Origin of the sequence: Propionicimonas sp. (genome assembly GCF_034927565.1) — a bacterium.
GTDB lineage: Bacteria > Actinomycetota > Actinomycetes > Propionibacteriales > Propionibacteriaceae > Propionicimonas.
In genome coordinates this window covers 22,933-43,072 of record NZ_JAYFPT010000018.1, presented here as the reverse complement: position 1 = coordinate 43,072, position 20,140 = coordinate 22,933, and the positions used below count along the sequence as shown (strand labels likewise).

General features: G+C 68.0%; 12 protein-coding genes and 3 riboswitches. Of the genes, 4 read left to right on the top strand and 8 right to left on the bottom strand.

The genetic code is table 11. From position 1 onward, the window contains the following. Positions 1-2: 2 nt before the first annotated feature. From VB080_RS05460 to VB080_RS05425, 8 genes are all read right to left on the bottom strand, one after another. On the bottom strand, positions 3-4,121 hold the full coding sequence (locus VB080_RS05460) for a DUF4430 domain-containing protein (protein ID WP_323417424.1): 4,119 nt from the start codon (positions 4,119-4,121) through the stop codon (positions 3-5). A gap of 84 nt (positions 4,122-4,205) precedes the next feature. Continuing rightward, positions 4,206-4,586, bottom strand: coding sequence for a homing endonuclease associated repeat-containing protein (locus VB080_RS05455; protein ID WP_323417423.1), 381 nt, complete (start codon positions 4,584-4,586; stop codon positions 4,206-4,208). 49 nt (positions 4,587-4,635) lie between these two features. Continuing rightward, a riboswitch (cobalamin riboswitch) is annotated at positions 4,636-4,823 on the bottom strand. A 60-nt stretch (positions 4,824-4,883) separates the two neighbouring features. Beyond that, positions 4,884-5,684 carry an anaerobic ribonucleoside-triphosphate reductase activating protein gene (locus VB080_RS05450; RefSeq protein WP_323417422.1) on the bottom strand — a complete coding sequence of 267 codons (801 nt, stop codon included), beginning with the start codon at positions 5,682-5,684 and terminating at the stop codon, positions 4,884-4,886. Further along, positions 5,681-7,783 carry a ribonucleoside triphosphate reductase gene (locus VB080_RS05445; protein ID WP_323417421.1) on the bottom strand — a complete coding sequence of 701 codons (2,103 nt, stop codon included), beginning with the start codon at positions 7,781-7,783 and terminating at the stop codon, positions 5,681-5,683. The genes VB080_RS05450 and VB080_RS05445 overlap by 4 nt, the downstream gene beginning before the upstream one ends. Positions 7,784-7,891: 108 nt before the next feature. Next, positions 7,892-8,107, bottom strand: a riboswitch (cobalamin riboswitch). Positions 8,108-8,161: 54 nt separating this feature from the next. Next, positions 8,162-9,112 carry a hypothetical protein gene (locus VB080_RS05440; protein ID WP_323417420.1) on the bottom strand — a complete coding sequence of 317 codons (951 nt, stop codon included), beginning with the start codon at positions 9,110-9,112 and terminating at the stop codon, positions 8,162-8,164. Further along, positions 9,105-10,994, bottom strand: a complete 1,890-nt coding sequence (locus VB080_RS05435) for a cation-translocating P-type ATPase (protein WP_323417419.1) — start codon at positions 10,992-10,994, stop codon at positions 9,105-9,107. The genes VB080_RS05440 and VB080_RS05435 overlap by 8 nt, the downstream gene beginning before the upstream one ends. Continuing rightward, positions 10,991-11,344 carry a metalloregulator ArsR/SmtB family transcription factor gene (locus tag VB080_RS05430; protein WP_323417418.1) on the bottom strand — a complete coding sequence of 118 codons (354 nt, stop codon included), beginning with the start codon at positions 11,342-11,344 and terminating at the stop codon, positions 10,991-10,993. Before VB080_RS05430 ends, VB080_RS05435 begins: the two co-directional genes overlap by 4 nt. 165 nt (positions 11,345-11,509) lie before the next feature. Then, on the bottom strand, positions 11,510-12,904 hold the full coding sequence (locus VB080_RS05425; protein WP_323417417.1) for a threonine/serine exporter family protein: 1,395 nt from the start codon (positions 12,902-12,904) through the stop codon (positions 11,510-11,512). Between the two features lie 194 nt (positions 12,905-13,098). Next, positions 13,099-13,231, top strand: a riboswitch (cobalamin riboswitch). 133 nt (positions 13,232-13,364) lie between these two features. On the opposite strand from VB080_RS05425, the gene VB080_RS05420 reads away from it, so the two are divergent. From VB080_RS05420 to nrdE, 4 genes are all read left to right on the top strand, one after another. Beyond that, the gene (locus VB080_RS05420; RefSeq protein ID WP_416339605.1) at positions 13,365-16,733 is read left to right on the top strand and encodes a hypothetical protein; all 3,369 of its coding nucleotides are present in this window, start codon (positions 13,365-13,367) and stop codon (positions 16,731-16,733) included. A gap of 301 nt (positions 16,734-17,034) precedes the next feature. After that, positions 17,035-17,274, top strand: coding sequence for a glutaredoxin-like protein NrdH (gene nrdH / locus VB080_RS05415; protein ID WP_323417416.1), 240 nt, complete (start codon positions 17,035-17,037; stop codon positions 17,272-17,274). Positions 17,275-17,325: 51 nt separating this feature from the next. Beyond that, on the top strand, positions 17,326-17,847 hold the full coding sequence (gene nrdI / locus VB080_RS05410; protein WP_323417415.1) for a class Ib ribonucleoside-diphosphate reductase assembly flavoprotein NrdI: 522 nt from the start codon (positions 17,326-17,328) through the stop codon (positions 17,845-17,847). Then, on the top strand, positions 17,825-19,981 hold the full coding sequence (gene nrdE / locus VB080_RS05405; RefSeq protein WP_323417414.1) for a class 1b ribonucleoside-diphosphate reductase subunit alpha: 2,157 nt from the start codon (positions 17,825-17,827) through the stop codon (positions 19,979-19,981). The genes nrdI and nrdE overlap by 23 nt, the downstream gene beginning before the upstream one ends. The last annotated feature ends 159 nt before the right edge of the window (positions 19,982-20,140 follow it).

The following is a 20,140-nucleotide window of genomic DNA, read 5'->3' as shown; positions in this document are numbered from 1 at the left end:
GGTCACTTCACTTTCAGGGTCACCGTCTTGGCAGACTTCGCCTTCAGCTCAGTGCTGCCAAGGTACTTCACTTTCAGCTTGTAGCTGCCCTTCTTCAGCTTCGGCAGCTTTACCGTGGCCTTGCCCTTCTTCACTGTGGCGGTGACCTTCTTCGACCCGTAGGTGACCTGGACCTTTCCGCCGGGCTTGAGACCCTTCACCGAGACAGTGATCTTCACGACCGCCCGGCTGGTCGGCTTGACCGTCGACTTGGCAAGCTTGACCGAGACCTTCGGTGGCAGCTTCGCCACGAGCTTCGCGGCAGTGGTCTTGACGGTCTTGGTGGCTTTCGACCCGGTAGCGGTGATCCTCAGCTGAATGGCGTGCCCGGCATCGGCGGCGACCAGGGTGTAGCTGGACTTCTTGCCGACCACCTTCTTGCCGTCGCGCAGCCACTGATAGCTGAACTTCACCCCCTTGGGCGCTGTGGCCGACTTCAGCGTCTTGCCGGCCTTCAGCGACCCGGAGAACGTCGCAGTGAAGGCGACCGTCGATTTCGGCACGCTCACCGCAGCAGAGGTGACCGTCCGGGACGTGTAGCCGGTCTTCGACACTGTCACTCGCACCGAGAGCTTGTGGCCCTGGTCGGCGGCGACCACCGTGTAGGTCTTGCCGGTCGCCTTGGCGATGGGCTGACCGTCCCGCAGCCACTGATAACCAGTCTGGTAGCCAGAGGCCACCGAACCCGAACCCAGCACCGTGCCGGGCGTGATCGTGTCGCCGGCGACCGGGACCGTGACGACGGCCTTGACCGCGCTCTGTGGCACCTGGGGTACCGGCGCCGGGCAGACCACCGACGGAGTCGACGGTGAGACCCCGGCCGCGGACACGAAGCCCAGCGTGGGCGAACCCAGGCCGAGGATCGCCTGCGCGGTGGCGCGCCGCCACTGGTCGATGTTGGTGGCGTCCAGTCCGTACTCCAGCGCCTCCGACCAGCCGTCGGCGTTGTAGGCGATCGCACCGGTGGCGGCCTTCAGGGACTTCACGACCGCAGCATCGGTGACCTTCTCGTCGGCGGCCGTCGTGCAACTGAGCTGCAGGCTCTGGACGAACGCAGCTGAGGCCAGGGCGTCACTGGTCTTTCCGGCGCCGAACAACGCCTGCCCGGCCAAGCCACCGGAGTTGGTGTTCCCCGGGCCCCAGGGCGAGGGGAAGCTGCCGTCCTTGTCCTGCTGTTTGCCAAGCCAGGCCACCGCATTGCTCACTGACGGGTCGGACGCGCTCACGCCGGCGGCCAGCAACGCCTGGACGGCCATCGCTGTCGTATCGACATCGGCACCCGAGCAGCCCGACAGATAGCCAAAGGACCCGAAGTTCGCATTGGATGTATCTAGGCAGGCCATTGCTTGGTAGGCAGTCACGGCGGACGCGGGCACTCCCTGTTCAGTGCGGGACAGCGCCAGGATGCCCAGCGAGGTTTTGAAGGCGTCTGCAGAATTCGTCCACCTGCCATCCGGGCGGATCGAGGAACGCAGGTCCGCGATCAGGTCCCGGGTGCTCCCGCCGACCGGGAACGCCGTCGGGTCGATCCCGGCAATCTCGAGGGCAAGTGCGGTCTTGGCGACATAGGGCCAGCGACTGGCCAGCTGGTTCTGCGGCCCGATGTAGGACTCGCCCGAGGCGTAGAGAGCGTGTGCGGTGGCGGTGATCTGCTTGCCTCCCACCTTCGCGCCGGCCAGGGCGAACAGCGCGTCCATCGTCAGTCCCCAGTCGGTCGAACCGGAATAGCTCAGGACGTTCTTGTTGTCAGCCAACTGCGCAGCCATCCACGCCGCGGCAGCCTGCTGCGCCTTGGTCACGGACGCAGGGACGGAGGGCGCCGGTGGCGCCTCGCCCTTCATCGCCAGCCCGGCGAACGCCTCGGTCAGTGCCGTCGTGGCAGTGTCGACCTGCTCCTGCTCGGCCGCAGGGTCCGCAGCCACTGCCTGCGCAGTGGTCAGCGCAGCCTGGAACACACTCCACGAGGCCGCTGTGTGTCCCGGCTGGGAGACGGCCTGAGCTGTGGTGATCGCCGTTTCGAGGGCGGACTTGTCGGCCTCGGCCGGCGGAGTCACCGACCCGAGCAGGGTGAGGTTGGGCAGGACGCCATAGTTGCCGTCGCCCGTGGGTGCGTTGAGGTTCGGTGGAACTCCGTCGCGGGTGATCTTGCGATGCTCGCCGATGGCCGAGCCGAAGTGGGACTGCTTGATATAGCCACCGGTGAGGGCGAACCCGTCCGATGCGTCCTCCGGAATGGTCACGGTCAGCGAGTTCACCGACGAGAAGGTGTACTGACCGCTGGTTCCGGTGACGGTCGAGGCAGCCGCGGTGTAGACGGCCTTCGCGCCGGAGAACTCCGGGTTGTAGATGCCGCTCATCTTCGGCACCGGCAGGAAGACTCCCTTCAGATGGATCTTCACCTGGTCGCCCGGGGCTGGGTCGACGCCGGGGCTGGTCACATTGGTGATCTCCGGGGTCACGGCCGCCGCACGGATCACCTTGTAGGACACCGCCGCGCCCTTCACCGCCTTGACGATGTTGGTGCCCGGGTAGAGCTTCAACGGGTAGGTCTCGCCGTCGCCGGTCAGCGTCTGCGTCCCGGGGACCGCGGGGTTCCAGGCGGTGACGGTGGTCGGCGAACCGCTGACCTCCACCGCGCCGACGGCCTTGGCCCCGGTGAAGTACCAGGTGTCGAACTCGCTGTCCCAGGCGGCACCGCCGGGCTTGGGGACGGTGATCTTCAACGACGTGTCCTGATCATCACCGACAGTGACGGCGAAGACACCTGCACGCACCGGGTTCGTTGCGCCGTAGCGGCCGGTTCCGACGCCGATGGCGTCGAAGGTCACCCGCACGACCGCCTCGCCGGAGGACAGCGCCGTGAGCGTGGCCCAGCCCGGGATCTTCGGATCAGGCGTGATCGACACAACATCGGAGCCGCTGAGCACGGTGTAGTGGAAGTCGGGCTCGATCATGTAGTTGCTGATGGTGTTGTTGACGATCTGCCAGGGTGCCCGGAAGGCCCGTAGGTCGAAGCTGGCGCCGGCGCCGAGCCGCAACTGGCCGTCAGTCCCGATGTTGAGCAGGACGCCCGCGTCGTCGTAGGCGTCGGCGGCGGTTCCGCTGGTGCCGGTCGCGGCGGGGTCGCCGTCCGGGAAGGCCACCGTCACCGGCGACAGGCTGCTGACGTAGCCGGACTGGGTGATCTTGCCGGCCTTGCTGACCCGGTAGGTGTAGGTGCTGTTGGCTGCGGGCACCTGGAAACGATGGGTGGTGGTGCCGTCCTGGTTGTCCTCGACAGCAGCAGGCTCCAGCACCTCCTGGGCGTAGTTCCGCACCTGACGCAGGACGGTGACCGCCGCACCGGTCGGGGCTGTGAGGGCGTAGTTCGACACCACCGGCACAGTGGTGAGCGCGGTGATCGACGCGGTGACCTGCGCCTGGGTGGCGGTCGGATCGACCGCCACCTGGCGTGCCTGGGTCAGTTCGTCAGCTGTCGCCTTGGCGGGATCAGCGTTGAGCAGGGTTCGGATCAACTCCGACTTGTCGGCTGTCGTGTAGTACGGATCAGCACCCCAGCAGCCAGTCGGTACGCCCAGGTCACAGCCGTAGCCGTAGAGGGTGAACTGCCAGCGCACGACATCGCCGTCGTGGAGCTTCACGGCACCGGCACCGACCTGCGCGGCCTCGTTGTTGACGGTGAACATCCAGCCCGCCATCGAGTTGTAGTCACCGACGCCGAGGTAGCCGTCGTTGTTTGCGTCGGTCAGTTCAAAACCAGGCTGGCCGCTGATGTACGACGGGACGTGGACGGCGGCCGACTCGTCGCCCTCGATGCCACTCAGGAAGAACCCGGCGCTGTCAGGATCACCGGAGGCCTGAGCCTCCAGCCCGGCTCCATCGAGTGCCGCCAGAGCCGCTTGGGCGGCAGTCTCATCCTGCGCGGCGGTCAGCTTCGTCGGCGGGACGTAGTAGCCCTGCCCGAGGTTGTAGCCCTCGAACGTGACGTAGACAGTGATCCCGTCCGCTGCCAGGGCGGTTGCCGGAGCGATCCCCAGCACCAACGCCAGTCCCGCGAGCATCGCCACCAGGCGAACCCCCATGTTTGCCATCCGACTGTTCCGCCCGGACGCATCCGCTCCCAGCATCTCTTTCCTTTCCTGCACCTCCCGCAGCGGGAGGAAGACTCAGTTGTTCCGGTCGCCGTCCGGTGACGAGTTGGTCGGCTCCCCGTCGCGTCGCGCCCTGCGCTCACGCCGGTACTGCGCACGCAGTCTGTGCTGTTCGGGATCGTTGGGATTTGGCAGGCCTGCCGCGGCGACGGCGTTGTTCCAGTTGTGGAAATGGCGCACGATCTTCGAGTGACCTGGGACGTCCCTGGGCGATGGCGTGTAACCCAGGCTGCGAGCCGCATCCAGCAGCGGCTGCAGCAGCCGTTGCTCGACCAGACTCCACCCTGGCGAGCCACCGGTGGCCTGCCAACCCGACACCGCTCCCTCCATAACGCAAAAAGCCGGCCCCAGGCCGGCGAATGCGTCACAGCGCCGCCATGCGGACGCGACCAGCACCGTCCCACGGCAACAAAAAATGACCCATTCCCCATCAACCCGGGAACGAAATCTCAACGATGCCGTTGGTAGGTCTCCTGGCTCTTGCGTCATCCTCCGGGGCGCCTTCCCACCCACCCACTACAGGTGGACAGTGGCACGTGCCCCTTCGTCGGCAATCACAGTTGTGGTTCGCAGCTCCGGATTCCCACCGGATTCCCTGTTAGGCAAGGCGCGACCAACGGCTCGACGATCTTCACTTGTCGTCCCGCTGGTGACACCGGGACTGCTGAACCCTAACACGACCGGCGGCGGTCGTCACCAGTCGCCGAGGCCACCCGTTCGCACGACCGCACCTTCGGGCACAGGGTCGATCACGTCGCGCAGTCGGCGACCGGCCAGCGCCTCGGCGTACCACGGGCGAGTGCCCTCGGCCCTGGTCTCCTGCAACACCACCTGACGGGCGCCGACTGCCCGCACCCCGGCCACCAGCCGGTGCAGGTCCTCGGCGGTGTGCACCGTCGGGTCCACCGTGATCCGCACCTCGTGGTCAACTCCGCTGGCCACCAGCAGTTCCAGGCTGGCGAACGCCTTGACCCCGCTGGCCCCGACCCCGGTAATCCGGTGGTAGTCCTCCGGCAGCGCCTTGATGTCCAGCCCCACCCAGTCCACCAGCGGCAGCAACGCTGCCAGCCGGGTCGGATAGGCGCCCCCGGTGTGCAGCCCGACACCGTGGCCCAGCGCCCGGACCTCGCGCATCGCTGCCGGCAGACCCGGCTGCCGGGTCGGCTCGCCACCGGAGAACACCACGCCGTCCAGCAATCCGCGTCGGCGGCCCAGCAGGTCACAGACCTGTTGCCAGAGCACCTGACCGGGCGCCGTCGGGTCGAGCAGCGCAGGGTTGTGACAGTAGGTGCAGCGCCACGGACAGCCCTGCAGGAAGACCGTCGCCACCAACCTTCCCGGCCAGTCACAGCTGGAGAGGGGTGTGAGGCCCGCGATCGTCAGTCCGTTCGTCCCCGCAGAAACCGGGCAGCTGGGGCCACCCGCGTGGATAGTGTCCTCAACTGGGCTGATCTGCCCGGTTTCTGACGGGGAGCGGCCGATGCTGACAGTCACACCAAAACCCGGGACTCGACGAAGGGCACCCGCTCGGCGTACTCACCCTTCTTCCCGATGTTGAACGAGGTCACCGGACGGTGGTAGCCCATCACCCGGGTCCACACCTCGCAGACCTGCTCGACGCCCTGGGCGGCACAGGTCGGGCAGGTGTGCTGCTCGCCGGCCAGATAGCCGTGGGAGGGGCAGATCGAGAAGGTGGGCGTAATGGTGATGTAGGGCAGCCGGAAGTTGGTCAACGAGCGGCGGACCAGCTCACGGCAGGCGGCGGCGTCCGAGATCCGCTCCGACATGTAGAGGTGCAGCACGGTGCCGCCGGTGTACTTGCGCTGCAACTCGTCCTGCCGCTCCAGCGCCTCGAACGGATCGTCAGTGAAGCCCACCGGCAGTTGGGAGGAGTTGGTGTAGTACGGGTTGGCGTCCGTCCCGGCCTGCAGGATCCCCGGGAACCGCTTGCGGTCCTCCTTGGCGAACCGGTAGGTGGTGCCCTCGGCCGGGGTGGCCTCCAGGTTGTACATGTGGCCGGTGGCCTCCTGGAACTCCACCATCCGGGCACGGACGTGATCCAGCAGCCGCACCGCCAGCGCGTGACCGCGCCCATCGGTGATGTCGTAGGCGTCCGCGGTGAAGTTGCGGATCAGCTCGTTCATGCCGTTCACGCCGATGGTGGAGAAGTGGTTGCGCAACGTCCCCAGGTAGCGCTTGGTGTAGGGGAACAGGCCCTCGTCGATGTAGCGCTGAATCACCTTGCGCTTGATCTCCAGCGACTCCTTGGCCAGCACCAGCAGCCGGTCCAACGCCAGGATCAGCCCGGCCTCGTCCCCGGCGTGCAGGTAGCCCAGCCGGGCCAGGTTCACCGTCACCACGCCCAGCGAGCCGGTCTGCTCGGCCGAGCCGAACAGGCCGTTGCCGCGCTTGAGCAGTTCCCGCAGGTCGAGCTGCAGCCGGCAGCACATCGAGCGGACCATGTTCGGCTTCAGTTCGGAGTTCAGGAAGTTCTGGAAGTAGGGCAGGCCGTACTTGGCGGTCATCTCGAACAACGCCTGGGCATTCGGCGACTCCCAGTCGAAGTCACCGGTGATGTTGTAGGTCGGGATCGGGAAGGTGAACACCCGGCCGGAGGCGTCGCCGGCGGTCATCACCTCGATGTAGGCCCGGTTGATCATGTCCATCTCGGCCTGCAGGTCGCCGTAGCTGAAGTCCAGCTCCTCGCCACCGATGATCGGGTTCTCGTCGCGCAGGTCCTCCGGGCAGACCCAGTCGAAGGTGAGATTGGTGAACGGTGTCTGGGTGCCCCACCGGGAGGGGACGTTGAGGTTGTAGATCAGCTCCTGGATGGCCTGTTTCACCTCGTCGTAGCCGAGGCCGTCCTTGCGGATGAACGGCGCCAGGTAGGTGTCGAAGGAGCTGAACGCCTGCGCTCCGGCCCACTCGTTCTGCAGGCAGCCGAGGAAGTTGACCATCTGGCCGACCGCCGAGCCGAGGTGCTTGGCCGGGGTGGCGTCCACCTTGCCGGGGACGCCGTTGAGCCCTTCGCGCAGCAGGGTCTTCAGTGACCAGCCGGCGCAGTAGCCGCTGAGCATGTCGAGGTCGTGGATGTGGACGTCACCGTCGCGGTGGGCCTGGCCGACCTCGGGCGGGTAGATGTGGGAGAGCCAGTAGTTGGCGGTGACCTTGCCGGAGGTGTTCAGGATCAGCCCGCCCAGGGAGTAGCCCTGGTTGGCGTTGGCGTTGATCCGCCAGTCGGAGCGGTCGAGGTACTCGTTGATCGAGTTGGCCACGTCCACCATGGCATTGCGGGTATCGCGCAGCCGGGTGTGCTGCTCGCGGTAGACGATGTAGGCCCGCGCGGTGGCGGTGTAGCCGGAGTCGATCAGCAGGTGCTCGACCGCGTCCTGGATCTCCTCGACGTGCGGCGGGGTGCCCCGCCGGGCCAGCCGGACGCAGACCTGCCGGGCCAGCAGGTGGGCCTCGGCACCGTCCAGCTCCCCGGTGGCGGCACCCGCCCGGGCGATCGCCGACCTGATCCGTTCGACGTCGAATGATGCGGTGGTGCCGTCCCGCTTGATGACGGCTTCCGGGGTGGCGATCTGCGACATTGCCCTGTGCACTCCTGCTCGTTGACCTGTGCGCCTGCAAGAGGAGGGTTCGCGGGGACGTTCCCGCTGGCCACCAGCCCTCCCACGAGGCTGCGCTACCGGCGTCCCCTGGGTGGGGACGGCAGGGGCAGGTCTTCGGACTCGTGGGCGTGACCGGGAACTCCGGTCAGGACCTAGTGGCCGTCGCTTCCCGGGATCGCTCCCAGTGCCGATGACGGCGTTCGTTCCCACATACCGCTGCGGGGCAGCTCCGGATTCACACCGGATTCCCTCTTGCGACGACCCGCCTGGCTGGTGGGTCGAACCACTGCGTGCATCACTATATACGTAAAACTACGCCGGTGTAACTCCCTAGATGTAGTGGTTGTGGGCGGTCCCTCAGCGCTCGGCCCGCAGCGGGCGGTCCTGGTGGTAGTCGAGCCCGAGCCGTAGCGCGGTCTCGGCCTTGGTGAGCTCGCCGCCGAGGTAGCCGGCGTGGCTGAGTTGGGAGACCAGCTCCTCGCGAAGCAGCCCGTACAGCACGGCCTCGGCGCTGTGGCCGCTGATCCGGTGGGCGGGGGTGTTGTCGGGAAGGTAGTGCATCACCTCGATCAGGCGGGTTCCGGAGTCGATCGTGATGACGAAGAAGCCGTTGGGGTCGTAGGCCAGGGGTTCGCGGCGACCACCGGGCAGGATCGTCGCAACCCGGTCGTCGGACGGGGCCGGTGCGAGCGTGCCGGGGAAGGCGCCGACCTGGCGCGCGGCGAGCTGGCGGGCGCGCTCGCCGATATGTTCCGGGTCGGTCTGGCCGGTCAGGTCGGACAGCTCCACCTGGGCGCGAAAGGCCTCGATCTGTTCTGGGCTGAGGTTGCTCAGGACGGGCAGGTGACCCCGGGCGCCGATGATCCGGCGCTGCTCGTCCACCCCGTCGGCGAGCAACTGGCGCAGTGCCTCGCCCGGGTGGAAGACCGGCGAGTCCTTGCCGCAGACCAACAGATGGCGGATGTGCGGGTTGGCAGTGACATTGCGGACGATCTTCTCGATCCCGAGGTTGGGGACGACCACCCGTCCGGCGATCGCGACACCGGGCAGCCGGGCGAGGTCGGGGTAGAGCTCGTCGCTGGTCAGGACGCAGATCGCGACGCTGCCGGTCGGGTCGCCGACCGCGTACGCGCCGCCAGTGACCGGCCACGTCGTCGGTCGTCGCCGCAGTCGGTCCCGAACGGCGTCCATTCGATGGAAGGCGCGCACGGCGGTGGGGTTCGTCCCGTCGGCGCGGGCGGGCATCAGGTGGGCCAGGCCGCGCATGCAGCGCCGCAGCGGGCTGTCGGCAGGTGGGGCGTCAGGCATGGAGCTCCCGGGAGTGATCGCGGCGTGGGATGAGCCGGGCGGAGTTGAGGATGAAGGCCGATTCGCTGCCGACGTGCACAACGGCGGCCAGCAGCGGCCCGAGGATCCCGGCCGCTGCCAGCGCCATGCCGACCAGGTCGATGGCGATGGTGCCGGCGAAGTTGGTGAAGACGATCCGCCGAGCCCGCCGGGCGGTCTCGATGGTGTCGGCCAGATCGGTGAGGCGGGAGCTGATCAGCACCACGTCGGCGGTCTCCCGGGCGATGTGGGTGCCGGTGCCCATCGCGATCCCGACATCGGCGCCAGCCAGGGCGGGCGCGTCGTTCACCCCATCGCCCACCATCGCGAGTTTCGCACCATCGCTGCGCAACTCCGCGACCAGCCGCACCTTGTCGGCCGGCAGCAGGTCGGAGTGGATCTCGGTGATGCCGAGCTGGCCGGCGACCGCCAATGCCGTCGCGGCATTGTCGCCACTCATCATCACGATCCGCAGGCCGAGTCGCTGCAGCCGGGCCACCGCCCGCTGAGCGGTGTCGCGGACGGTGTCGGTGAGCACGATCGTGCCGGCGTAGGCGTCGTCGATGGCGACGTGGACGGCAGAGCCGACGGCGGGCGTCCAGTCGGCGTCGCGGACCAGGATCGCGTTGCCGGCGATGACCCGGCGTCCAGCCACCCGGGCGGTGACGCCGAGGCCCGGCCGGTAGTCGAAATCGTCGGGATGTTCCAGCGGCACGCCTCGCTCGGCGGCGTGGCGGACGATCGCCCGTCCGATCGGGTGCTCGGAGAGGGATTCCGCCGCCGCCACCGCGGCCAGCAGCCCGGTCTCATCTACTCCCTTGGCGGGCCGGACGGCCGTCACCGCCGGCTCGCCGTGGGTCAGGGTCCCGGTCTTGTCGAAGACCACCGTGTCCACGGCGGACAGCTCCTCCAGGTGGGTGCCGTCCTTCACGAAGGCTCCCCGGCGGGCGACCCGGGCAATCGCCGCCAGCACTGCCAGCGGGGTTCCGGCGGCCACTCCGCAGGCGCCGGCCACGATCACCACCGAGATCGTCGCGGTCAGATCACGGGTGACCAGGTAGGTGACCAGCGCACCGGCGAGGGCGGCGTAGACCAGCCAGCCGGCCACCCGATCGGCCAGCCGCTGCACCGGGGCCTCCGACTCCTGCGCAGCCTTCACGGCCGCCACGATCTGGCCGTAGGACGAGGCCTCACCGACCCGCTCGGCCCGCACCACCAAGGCGCCGGTACTGTTCACCGAGCCGGCGAACACCACGTCCCCCGCCCCGACGTCGACCGGCAGCGACTCACCGGTGATCCGGGACTGGTCGAGGCTGGAGCGTCCCTCGACCACCACACCGTCCACCGGGACCCGATCGCCGGGGGTGACCACGGCCAGGTCGCCGACCTGCACCTGGTCGAGCTCAACCTCGCGGGTCCGGTCGCCCTCGCGCACCCGGACGCGGATGGGCAGGAAGCCCATCAGGTCGGTCAGCGCGTCCCGGCCCCGGCCCAGCGACAGGTCTTCCAGGATCTCTGCCGCCAGGACGAAGGCAGTGATCACCAGCGCGGTGACCCACTCGCCGACCAGCGCGGCGGCCAGGATCGCGATCAGCATCGAGAGTTCCATGCTCATCCGGCGGGAGCGCAGATCCTGCCAGGCCTCGACCAGGATCGGCCAGCAACCCACCACCAGCCCGATCGCAGCGAGCGCCGCTGTCACCCACCACGGCGCAGCAAGCCACGACGCTACCCCGGCCAGCGCCGCCAGCCCTGCCACCAGCGCGACCCGCAGCAGGTCGCTGCGGTCGATCCGCGTCCACAGCGAGGCCAGTGTCTCGGGCTGGTGGTCGGTCGTCACTCCGGCCTCGACGTCGGTGGTCACAGCTCGGCCTGCGGACGATGGTGCCGGGGCCGCAAGTCGATGACGTGCTCGGCCTGGAACAGCGCCTGGTGCACCAGCTCGCCGGCGTGCTCGTCGATCAGGCTGTAGTACACCCGCGTGCCCTCCTGACGCGCCTGCACCACCTTCGCCCAGCGCAGCTTCGCCAGATGCTGCGACACCGCAGCCGGAGCCTTTCCCACCCCTTCTGCCAACTCGTTCACCGACAGCTCACCGGCTTCCAGGGCGAGCACGATCCGGATCCGAGTCGGGTCCGACAACAGCGAGAACACCTCCGCAGCCAGGTCGACGTACTCGCTCCCGAGCGCCGCTTCCCGCATATCTGCATACATGCGCAGATTATTGCACAGGCCATCCGCAGGCTGCAGATACCGATCCGGCCTGCCGCCGAGCGCGGAGCCAGACCTACTGGAGAGGGTCGGCCGGCCCCGGGAGGTCTGCCACCCGTCAACCGGCCCCACCCGGCTGCGGCAGGATCCAGCTGGGCGACTCCCGGCCTAGCCTCCGTCCGGATCGGCCGGGGAGCCAGGACGGTGCCCCGACGAGGCCGCCCGCTCCTGGAGCAGCTTCTGGGCGTGGGTACGGGGCATCTGCGTCCAGCTGGGATTGGCGGAGATCCAGGCCGGGTCGGTCAGCATCCGGGCGATCGCCAGCCCGGCGGCGAGCGCCACGACGATCCCCAGCGCCACCGACGCGTAGGTCAGCGCATCAATCGGCTGGCGGTTGATCATCGCCACCAGCGCCCGATAGGTGCTGACCCCGGGAACCATGATCAGCACCGCAGGCACCGACAGGATGATCCGGGGCGCCGGCAGCCGCTGGCTGGACCAGCCCGCCAGCAGGCCGATCACCAGCGTCGCCACGGTGGCGCACAGCAGCGGGTTCCAGCCAGCGTCGATCGCAGCCAGTCGCGGCACATTGGCCAGCATCCCGATCACCGAGGTGGCCACGGTCGCCCGGATCGGGGTGTTGAAGGTGATCGCGAACCCGAAGACCCCGACGAAGCTGGCCAGGGCCCGCAGCCCGAGCAGCGTGCCCGCCGGCAGGCCGAGCGGTTCGATCTCCCCCGGCGACAGGTTGAAGGCCCAGGCGACCAGCCAGGCGCCCAGCGCCGCAGCGAGAGTGATCATCGTCGCGTAGAGCAGCCGGGAGGCCCCGGAGGTGAAGTCGAACCGGGCCAGGTCGAGGGCCGCGGTGAGCAGCGGGAAGCCGGGCACCAGGAAGAGGATCGCCGAGGTGAACGCCGCCTCGTGCAACGGCTGCTCGGCCAGCGGCAGCGCCCACTGCAGCAGGTCCGCACCGAGGACGTAGACCAGACAGGCGGTGATCGACGCCATCGCCACCATTGCCAACTGGTTGAGCCGGAAGCCACGCAGCAGCAGTTGTACGAGCTTGCCACAACCGGCCGCGACGGCGGCGGCCAGACATTCCTGCCAGCGTCCGTTGTTCAGGAAGGCGAAGGCCGAACAGGCCACCGCCGCCCCGGCCACGATCGCCCACGCCGGATAGTGCTGGGCCTTGGCCTCCACCTGGTCGAGTTGGTTCTGCAGTTCGGCGGCACGCAGACCCGGCTCCGCCCGCAGCGATACCCGCAGCAGGGCGGCGATCCGGTCGGCGTTCACCGCCGGCACCGGCACCTCCACCACCTGGGTGCGGAAGCTGCCGCCGGCCCGGGTGGTGGCGACGATCTCGGTCAGACTGACCTGGGCTTCGAGTTGTTCGATGCCGAGGGCCTCGGCCACCCGGCCCATCGCGGCCTTGACCCGGTACGAACCGGTCCCGGCGTGGAGCATCATCGAGCCCATCCGGCAGACCGCATCCGACTTCTCCGCCAGGGCGGCGTCGCGCAGGTAGCGCTTGGTCGGGTGGTGTGGTCGAGAGTCCTGGGTCACGGGGGTTCCCTTCGTCGTTCTGCCGCCGGGACGGGCCGGCCCTTCCGGGACGGTCCCCGCCGGTCCGGCGACCCCGGAGCCGTCCGAGCGTCTCTGGCCACGAGGACGCGAGGCGCCGCGGACCTGATCGGGGCGACCTGACGATACCGCGCTCCCCCGGGTTGGCCATCACCTGCGGTTCCCGTCCCCCAGCCGCAGCGGTGTATCGTCTGAGTGAGAAATCAAGAGCCGCTGTGGCAGGGGAAGCCGGTTCGAATCCGGCGCTGTCGCGCAACCGTGTGCCCTTCGGGACGAGTCGGAATGCCTGCGCAGCGGAAAGACCAGTCAGCACTGTCGCGCAAGCAGTGGATGGGCGCCTCGGCACTCCTTCACGCCTGCCCGGAGAAGGGTGAATCCCGTGACATCGACCACGCAGCGTCCAGCCAAACCTGCACCCACCGCCATCCCGTCCGCCTCCAGCCTGCGCGCAGCGATCGAACTGCGGCTGGCCCAGGCCGGGTTCTCCACCGACGGCTTCGAGGACAGCGACACCGGACGCCTGGTGGCCCCGGTGCTGGCCCGTCAGCGGGAGCTCAGCCGCCGCCTGGCCGACCGGCTGTGCGCGGCCGACCAGCGGATCCAGAACTGGCTGGACGACTGCCTGGCCGACACCGGCCTGGCCCCCCGGCTGCCGCGCCGCACCTTCGTGCTGGATGAGCCCGGCCTGGCCCGCGAGCTGTCACTGCCGCAGGACGGCGACAGCTTCAGCTCTCCGCTGCTCAGCAGCTACCGGCTGGCCAACGGCGTGCTGCACAACCCGGCCAACGACCGCCGCACCACCGCCGGGGTCTTCCACATCGCCGAAGGCGGCCTGCCGATTCCCGACGACAAGATCGCGGTGCGCAAGGACGTCTTCGCCCGGCTGGTTGAGCTGGCCTTCACCCCGCCCGAGCAGGATCTCGTCCTGCCCTACACCGCCAACCAGGCGACCCCCGCGGCCTGCTTCGTGTCGCTGCTGCTGCGCCCCCTGGTGTCCCCCGAGGTTCCGGGCTGGGTGCACGAGAAGCGGCTGGAGACCCGGTTCATCGTGCCCGGCGGGCTGGTGGCCAATCTCGACTTCGTCGAGGGCATCTTCGGCAACGGCGGTGACCCCTACCTGCCCGAGAACGACGCCTCCCTGGCCCCCGGCAGCTGGACCGGCCACACCGGCCTGGTCGTGCTCGCGCCGCACCTGACGAAGGTGACCAAGAAGGAGCTCGGGCTGCCGCACGTCAGCGAGGCCACCGACCGGCAGCGCCGCGACGGCCAGTGCTGGGAGCACGAGGACGAGCGCTACAACAACGGCCAGGCATTCAAGGTCTGCGCCCGGGACACCCGTGGTGTGATCGTCACGGTGATCGCCGACAATTACTTCGGCTACTGCAAGAAGGAGGTCAAGTCCCAGATCTCCTATTCGGCCAACCTGTTCGGCAACGCCGAGGAGGAACATGCCGGTGGCGCCCTGGTCTACCCGTCCTACAACCTGGGGCAGGAGTACCACGAGACCTCCTGCGCCGATGAGTACACCCTGGCGGAGGTGCTCGAACGCGACCCGGAACGGTTCCACCTGCAGCCTGAGGGACACGCCCTGGACGGCGAGCAGCCGCACATCGTGCTGGTGCCGGCCAACGCCCGCTACTCGCTGCGCAGCCTGACGGTGACCTGGACCAACCCGAACGGGTCCGAGGGCAGCATCCGGATGCGTGCCGACAAGGTGTATCTCAGCCCGAACGGCTACCGCGTCGAGATGAAGCAGCTGGCCTCCGATCGCACCCAGTGGAGCCTGACTGGTACCGCGCCCGTCGTCACCTCCTGCCACAAGCCGGCCACCGTCTCCGGCGGTGGGAAGTCGGAGATCTCCAAGGCGATCTCGGACGCGATCATCTTCGGCAATGCCTATGCCCCCGACATCGAGCACGACCTCGACGAGGTGGCACAGATCATTGACGGCAACTACTCCGGGCGGTTCGCCGATCCGGCGGCCAACGGCATCGACCACCGTCCGATCCTGGCCGACAATCGCTCGATCGGCTCGGTGATCAAGCTGCTCACTCCCTCCGACGAGTTCCACGCCGACTACAACGCCTGGCTGGCCTCCATCCCGCCGCACATCCTGGAGCTGGTCTTCGTGGTGAAGCGGTTCTACCGCCCGGAATGGGGCGCCGACTGGCGTTCCCACTTCACCGTCGGACGGATCAATGGCCGGCTCGGCAACAACCTGCGGCTGGACGGCGACAAGATCACCGTCAACATGCTGCGGGTGGGTTTCGCCGACGACGGCAGCTGGCGGCTGTTCGGGCTGCGGCACGACTTCCACCCGGCGGTGAAGGTGCAGACCGAGGACGACATCACCGCCTCGACGGTGATCCCGGGCGCCCTGCTGGACCGCGACCCGTCCCGGTCGTACAAGCTGGTGCAGAACTGCGAGGAATTGTTGTTCCAGCGTCCTGATGACGCCATCCACCGCGGCTACGACAAACAGACCGAGCGGGATCTCTCCCAGCCCGGCACCTTCCTGTCGAACTTCCAGCCGCTCAGCCACGCCGACGCGCGGGAGCTGCGGGACGACGCGGTGAACTTCTCCTTCTTCACCGAACCGATGGCCGACCTGCTTTCCGGCTTCGCCGACACCCCCGAGGGCGTCGGCCCGGACTACGTGGTCAGCTCGGCGAACCCGCGGCTGGTGGACGGCAAGCCGTCCAAGAACCCGCGCTACCTGCAGCAGCGGCCCGACCGGACCAACGCCGCAGCCACCGCGACCGCCGACCTGGCCTCCCACCTGTTCAACCGCAAGCCGGCTGACACCCCGCTGCCGCTGCCGGTGGACGTGGTCGCCGCCGGACGGCGGAACAACCCACCGGAGCCGGGCGTGCCGCCGTTGTCGAGCTACAACCCGCTGCACTACATGGAGCTGCCCGAACTGTTCATGGAGTTCATCTCGTCGATGACCGGCAAGTCGCCGTCCACCACCGGCGCGGGCTCGGAGGGCGCCCTCACCAAGGGGCCGTTCAACCCGCTCCCGGCGATCATCGACCTGAACGCCGCCCTGTTGTCCTACGCCCTGACCGGCTACGACGGCTGGGTCTCCGGTGCCGGTTTCGTCGGCCCGAAGGTGCGGGTGGACCACGACATCTCGATGCTGGTGCCGGAGGTGTTCAGCCGGATGTCGCCCGCCGAGCGCGACGCCCGCCACCTGCTCGCCGAGGGGTGCCTGGAGAAGCTGGAGGACGTCGAGTTCGACGGCAGGCTGGTGCCGGCCTCCCGGCTCGGCTACCGGATGACCCAGCGGTTCGCCACCAAGTACTTCGGCCGGATCTTCCTGCACCCGCACGTGGTGTTCACCGACGAGATGCTGCGCCCGGAACTGCAGGACCCGGCGATCTTCGCCGAGTCGATCGCGGTGATTGTCGCCACCCATCAGCGGGTGGCGCAGGCGTACTTCGACGACGGCACGATCTCGCTGGCGGTTCCGCCGCTGCGGGCGCTGCTGGAGATCATGGCGCACGGCCACTCCTGTGAGGGCTGGGGACTGGACTCACCGGAGTTCCGCGCCCAGTTCACCCGCGAGCACATCCTGGACACCGGCTGGTACCACGACCGACTGGACGCCAAACAGGCTGCTGCCGTGGCGCGGGCAACCAACGGCCTGGCGGCAATCGAGAAGTTCATCGCCACCCCCGGCAACGAGGAGCCCTCGGCCCGGCTGGACATGCCGGCCCGGATCGAGGCCGCCAAGGCCGATGCCGAGCGGTTTGCCAGCCCGCAGTGGCGCGAACGCCTGGTCGGCACCGTGGGAGGCCAGCCGCTGTAGCCGCTGCCCCGCCACATCCGGTTGCAGATCGTGGGCCGAGGGATATCTTCCCTCGCCGGCTGTTCTGGAACCGGTTTTGGGGGTGCCGCGGGGCGTGGGCGTAGGTCGCGAGGCTCCGCGAGGGCTGCCGGAACCACCCGCACGGCGGTCTGCGCGACCATCCGGGACGACTAAGCACAATTCGTCTCAACACTAGATATGGGGTGCTTGCCAGAGGCCTGCCACCAGAACTAGAGTCTCTTCTCGTTACATCCATGAAACTACACCGGTGTAACCCGGTACTCCCCAGGAGGCTTCTGCCATGGCGATCACGGTCTACTCCAAGCCCTCGTGCGTGCAGTGCACGGCCACCTACCGCGCGCTGGACTCCCACGGCCTGGAGTACGAGGTGGTCGACCTCAGCGTGGACGAGCGCGCCCTGGCCGAGGTCATGGCGCTGGGCTACCAGCAGGCACCGGTGGTGATCGACGGCGACGAGCACTGGGCGGGCTTCCGTCCGGACAAGATCAAGGCGACAGCCGCCCGCATCCAGGCCGCCTGACCCCATCCCGCCGCACCCGCGCGGTACCTGCCGTAGCACGTCGTCGGCTCCTTGGACGAGAAGCCGACCAGCTACGACGCCAAACGATATCCGCAAGACCTGCGCCCGCGCTGGTCACCGAGTTCCGGGGTCGAACCGGGACGGCAACCCGCCGAGGAGGAGGCCGCCATGATCGACCTGGTCTACTTCTCGTCGGCCTCGGAGAACACCCACCGGTTCGTCACCAAGCTGGGGCTCCCGGCACAGCGGATCCCGCTGTACGCCACCGAGCCGCCGCTGGTGGTGGACCAGCCGTACGTCCTGATCGTCCCCACCTACGGCGGGGGCAACGGGGCAGGGGCGGTCCCCAAGCAGGTGATCCGGTTCCTCAACGAGTCCTGCAACCGCAGCCTGATCCGGGGTGTGATCTCGGCGGGCAACACCAACTTCGGCTCTGCCTACTGCCTGGCCGGAGACATCATCGCCGCCAAGTGCGGCGTTCCACATCTGTATCGATTCGAACTGATGGGCACGTCCGACGATGTCGAGCGCGTCCGCGAAGGACTGGCCAATGTCTTCCACCCTGCTCACTGACACCGGCGTCGAAGAGGTCAACCCCGGCGTCGACTACCACGCGCTCAACGCGCTGCTGAACCTGTACGACGAGAACGGCCACATCCAGTTCGAGGCCGACCGGCAGGCGGCCCACCAGTACTTCCTGCAGCACGTCAACCAGAACACCGTCTTCTTCCACTCGCTGAAGGAGAAGCTGGACTACCTGGTCGAGCAGGGCTACTACGAGCCCGAAGTGCTGGGCCAGTACGACTTCGAGTTCGTCAAGGCGCTGTTCAAGCGCGCCTACGCGGTCAAGTTCCGCTTCCCCACCTTCATGGGCGCCTTCAAGTACTACACCTCGTACACCCTGAAGACCTTCGACGGCCGCCGCTACCTGGAGCGGTTCGAGGACCGGGTCTGCCTGGTCGCCCTCACGCTGGCCGCCGGGGATCGCGGGCTGGCCGAGCGGATCACCGACGAGATCATGGCAGGACGGTTCCAGCCCGCCACCCCGACCTTCCTCAACGCCGGCAAGGCATCACGGGGCGAGCTGGTCTCCTGCTTCCTGCTGCGGGTCGAGGACAACATGGAGTCGATCGCGCGGGCGATCAACTCCTCGCTGCAGCTGTCGAAGCGGGGCGGCGGCGTGGCGCTGTCACTGAGCAACATCCGCGAGGCGGGCGCACCGATCAAGAAGATCCAGAACCAGTCCTCCGGCGTGATCCCGGTGATGAAACTGCTGGAGGACTCCTTCTCCTACGCCAACCAGCTGGGTGCCCGGCAGGGCGCCGGTGCGGTGTACCTCAACGCCCACCACCCCGACATCCTGGCCTTCCTGGACACCAAGCGGGAGAACGCCGACGAGAAGATCCGGATCAAGACCCTCTCCCTGGGGGTGGTGATCCCGGACATCACCTTCCAGCTGGCCCGGGACAACGAGGACATGTACCTGTTCAGCCCCTACGACATCGAGCGGGTCTACCAGGTGCCGTTCACCGAGCTCTCGATCACCGAGAAGTACCGCGAGTTGGTGGACGACCGCCGGATCACCAAGAAGAAGATCAACGCCCGGAAGTTCTTCCAGACCCTCGCCGAGATCCAGTTCGAGTCGGGCTACCCCTACATCGTCTTCGAGGACACGGTGAACCGCGCCAACCCGATCGACGGCCGGATCACGATGAGCAACCTGTGCTCGGAGATCCTGCAGGTCTCCACTCCGTCCAGCTACAACGAGGACCTGTCGTACGCGAGCATCGGCAAGGACATCTCCTGCAACCTGGGCTCGCTGAACATCGCCAAGGCGATGGACTCGCCCGATTTCGGACGCACGATCGATGTCGCCGTGCGGGCGCTGACCGCGGTCTCGGACCAGTCGAACATCGCCTGCGCGCCGTCCATCGAGTACGGCAACGCACGCAGCCACGCGATCGGGCTGGGGCAGATGAACCTGCACGGCTACCTGGCCCGGGAGTCGATCTTCTACGGCTCGCAGGAAGGCCTGGACTTCACCAACATGTACTTCTACACCGTGGCCTTCCATGCGATCGCAGCCTCCTGCCGGATCGCCCGGGAGCGCGGCGAGCGGTTCGACGGCTTCGAGCGCTCGGCGTACGCCAGCGGGGAGTACTTCGCCCGGTACATCGAGGGCGACTGGACGCCGCGCACCGAGAAGGTGGCCGGGCTGTTCGATGCCGCCGGCATCCACCTGCCCACCCCGGACGACTGGCGGGCCCTGGCCGCCGAGGTGGCCGAGTACGGGATGTACAACCAGAACCTGCAGGCCATCCCGCCGACCGGCTCGATCAGCTACATCAACCACTCGACGTCCTCGATCCACCCGATCGTGGCCAAGGTGGAGATCCGCAAGGAGGGCAAGATCGGACGGGTCTACTACCCGGCGCCGTTCATGACCAACGACAACCTGGAGTACTACGCCGACGCCTACGAGATCGGCCCGGAGAAGATCATCGACACCTACGCCGAGGCGACCAAGCACGTCGACCAGGGCCTGTCGCTGACCCTCTTCTTCCCCGACAACGTCACCACCCGCGACCTGAACAAGGCCCAGATCTACGCCTGGAAGAAGGGCATCAAGACGCTGTACTACATCCGGCTTCGGCAGCTCGCCCTGGAGGGCACCGAGGTCGAGGGGTGCGTCAGCTGCATGCTGTAGCCGACGATCCCTGAGGTCGGCCGAAGGCCGGGTCTCGAAGGGTCGTCCCCCACGCCGCCCGAAGATCCCCGCCTTCGCGGGGATGACGGTGAACCGGCACTGACTTGTCCCTCATCCCAGCACACTCACCTATCTGTCATCCCCGCGTAGGCGGGGATC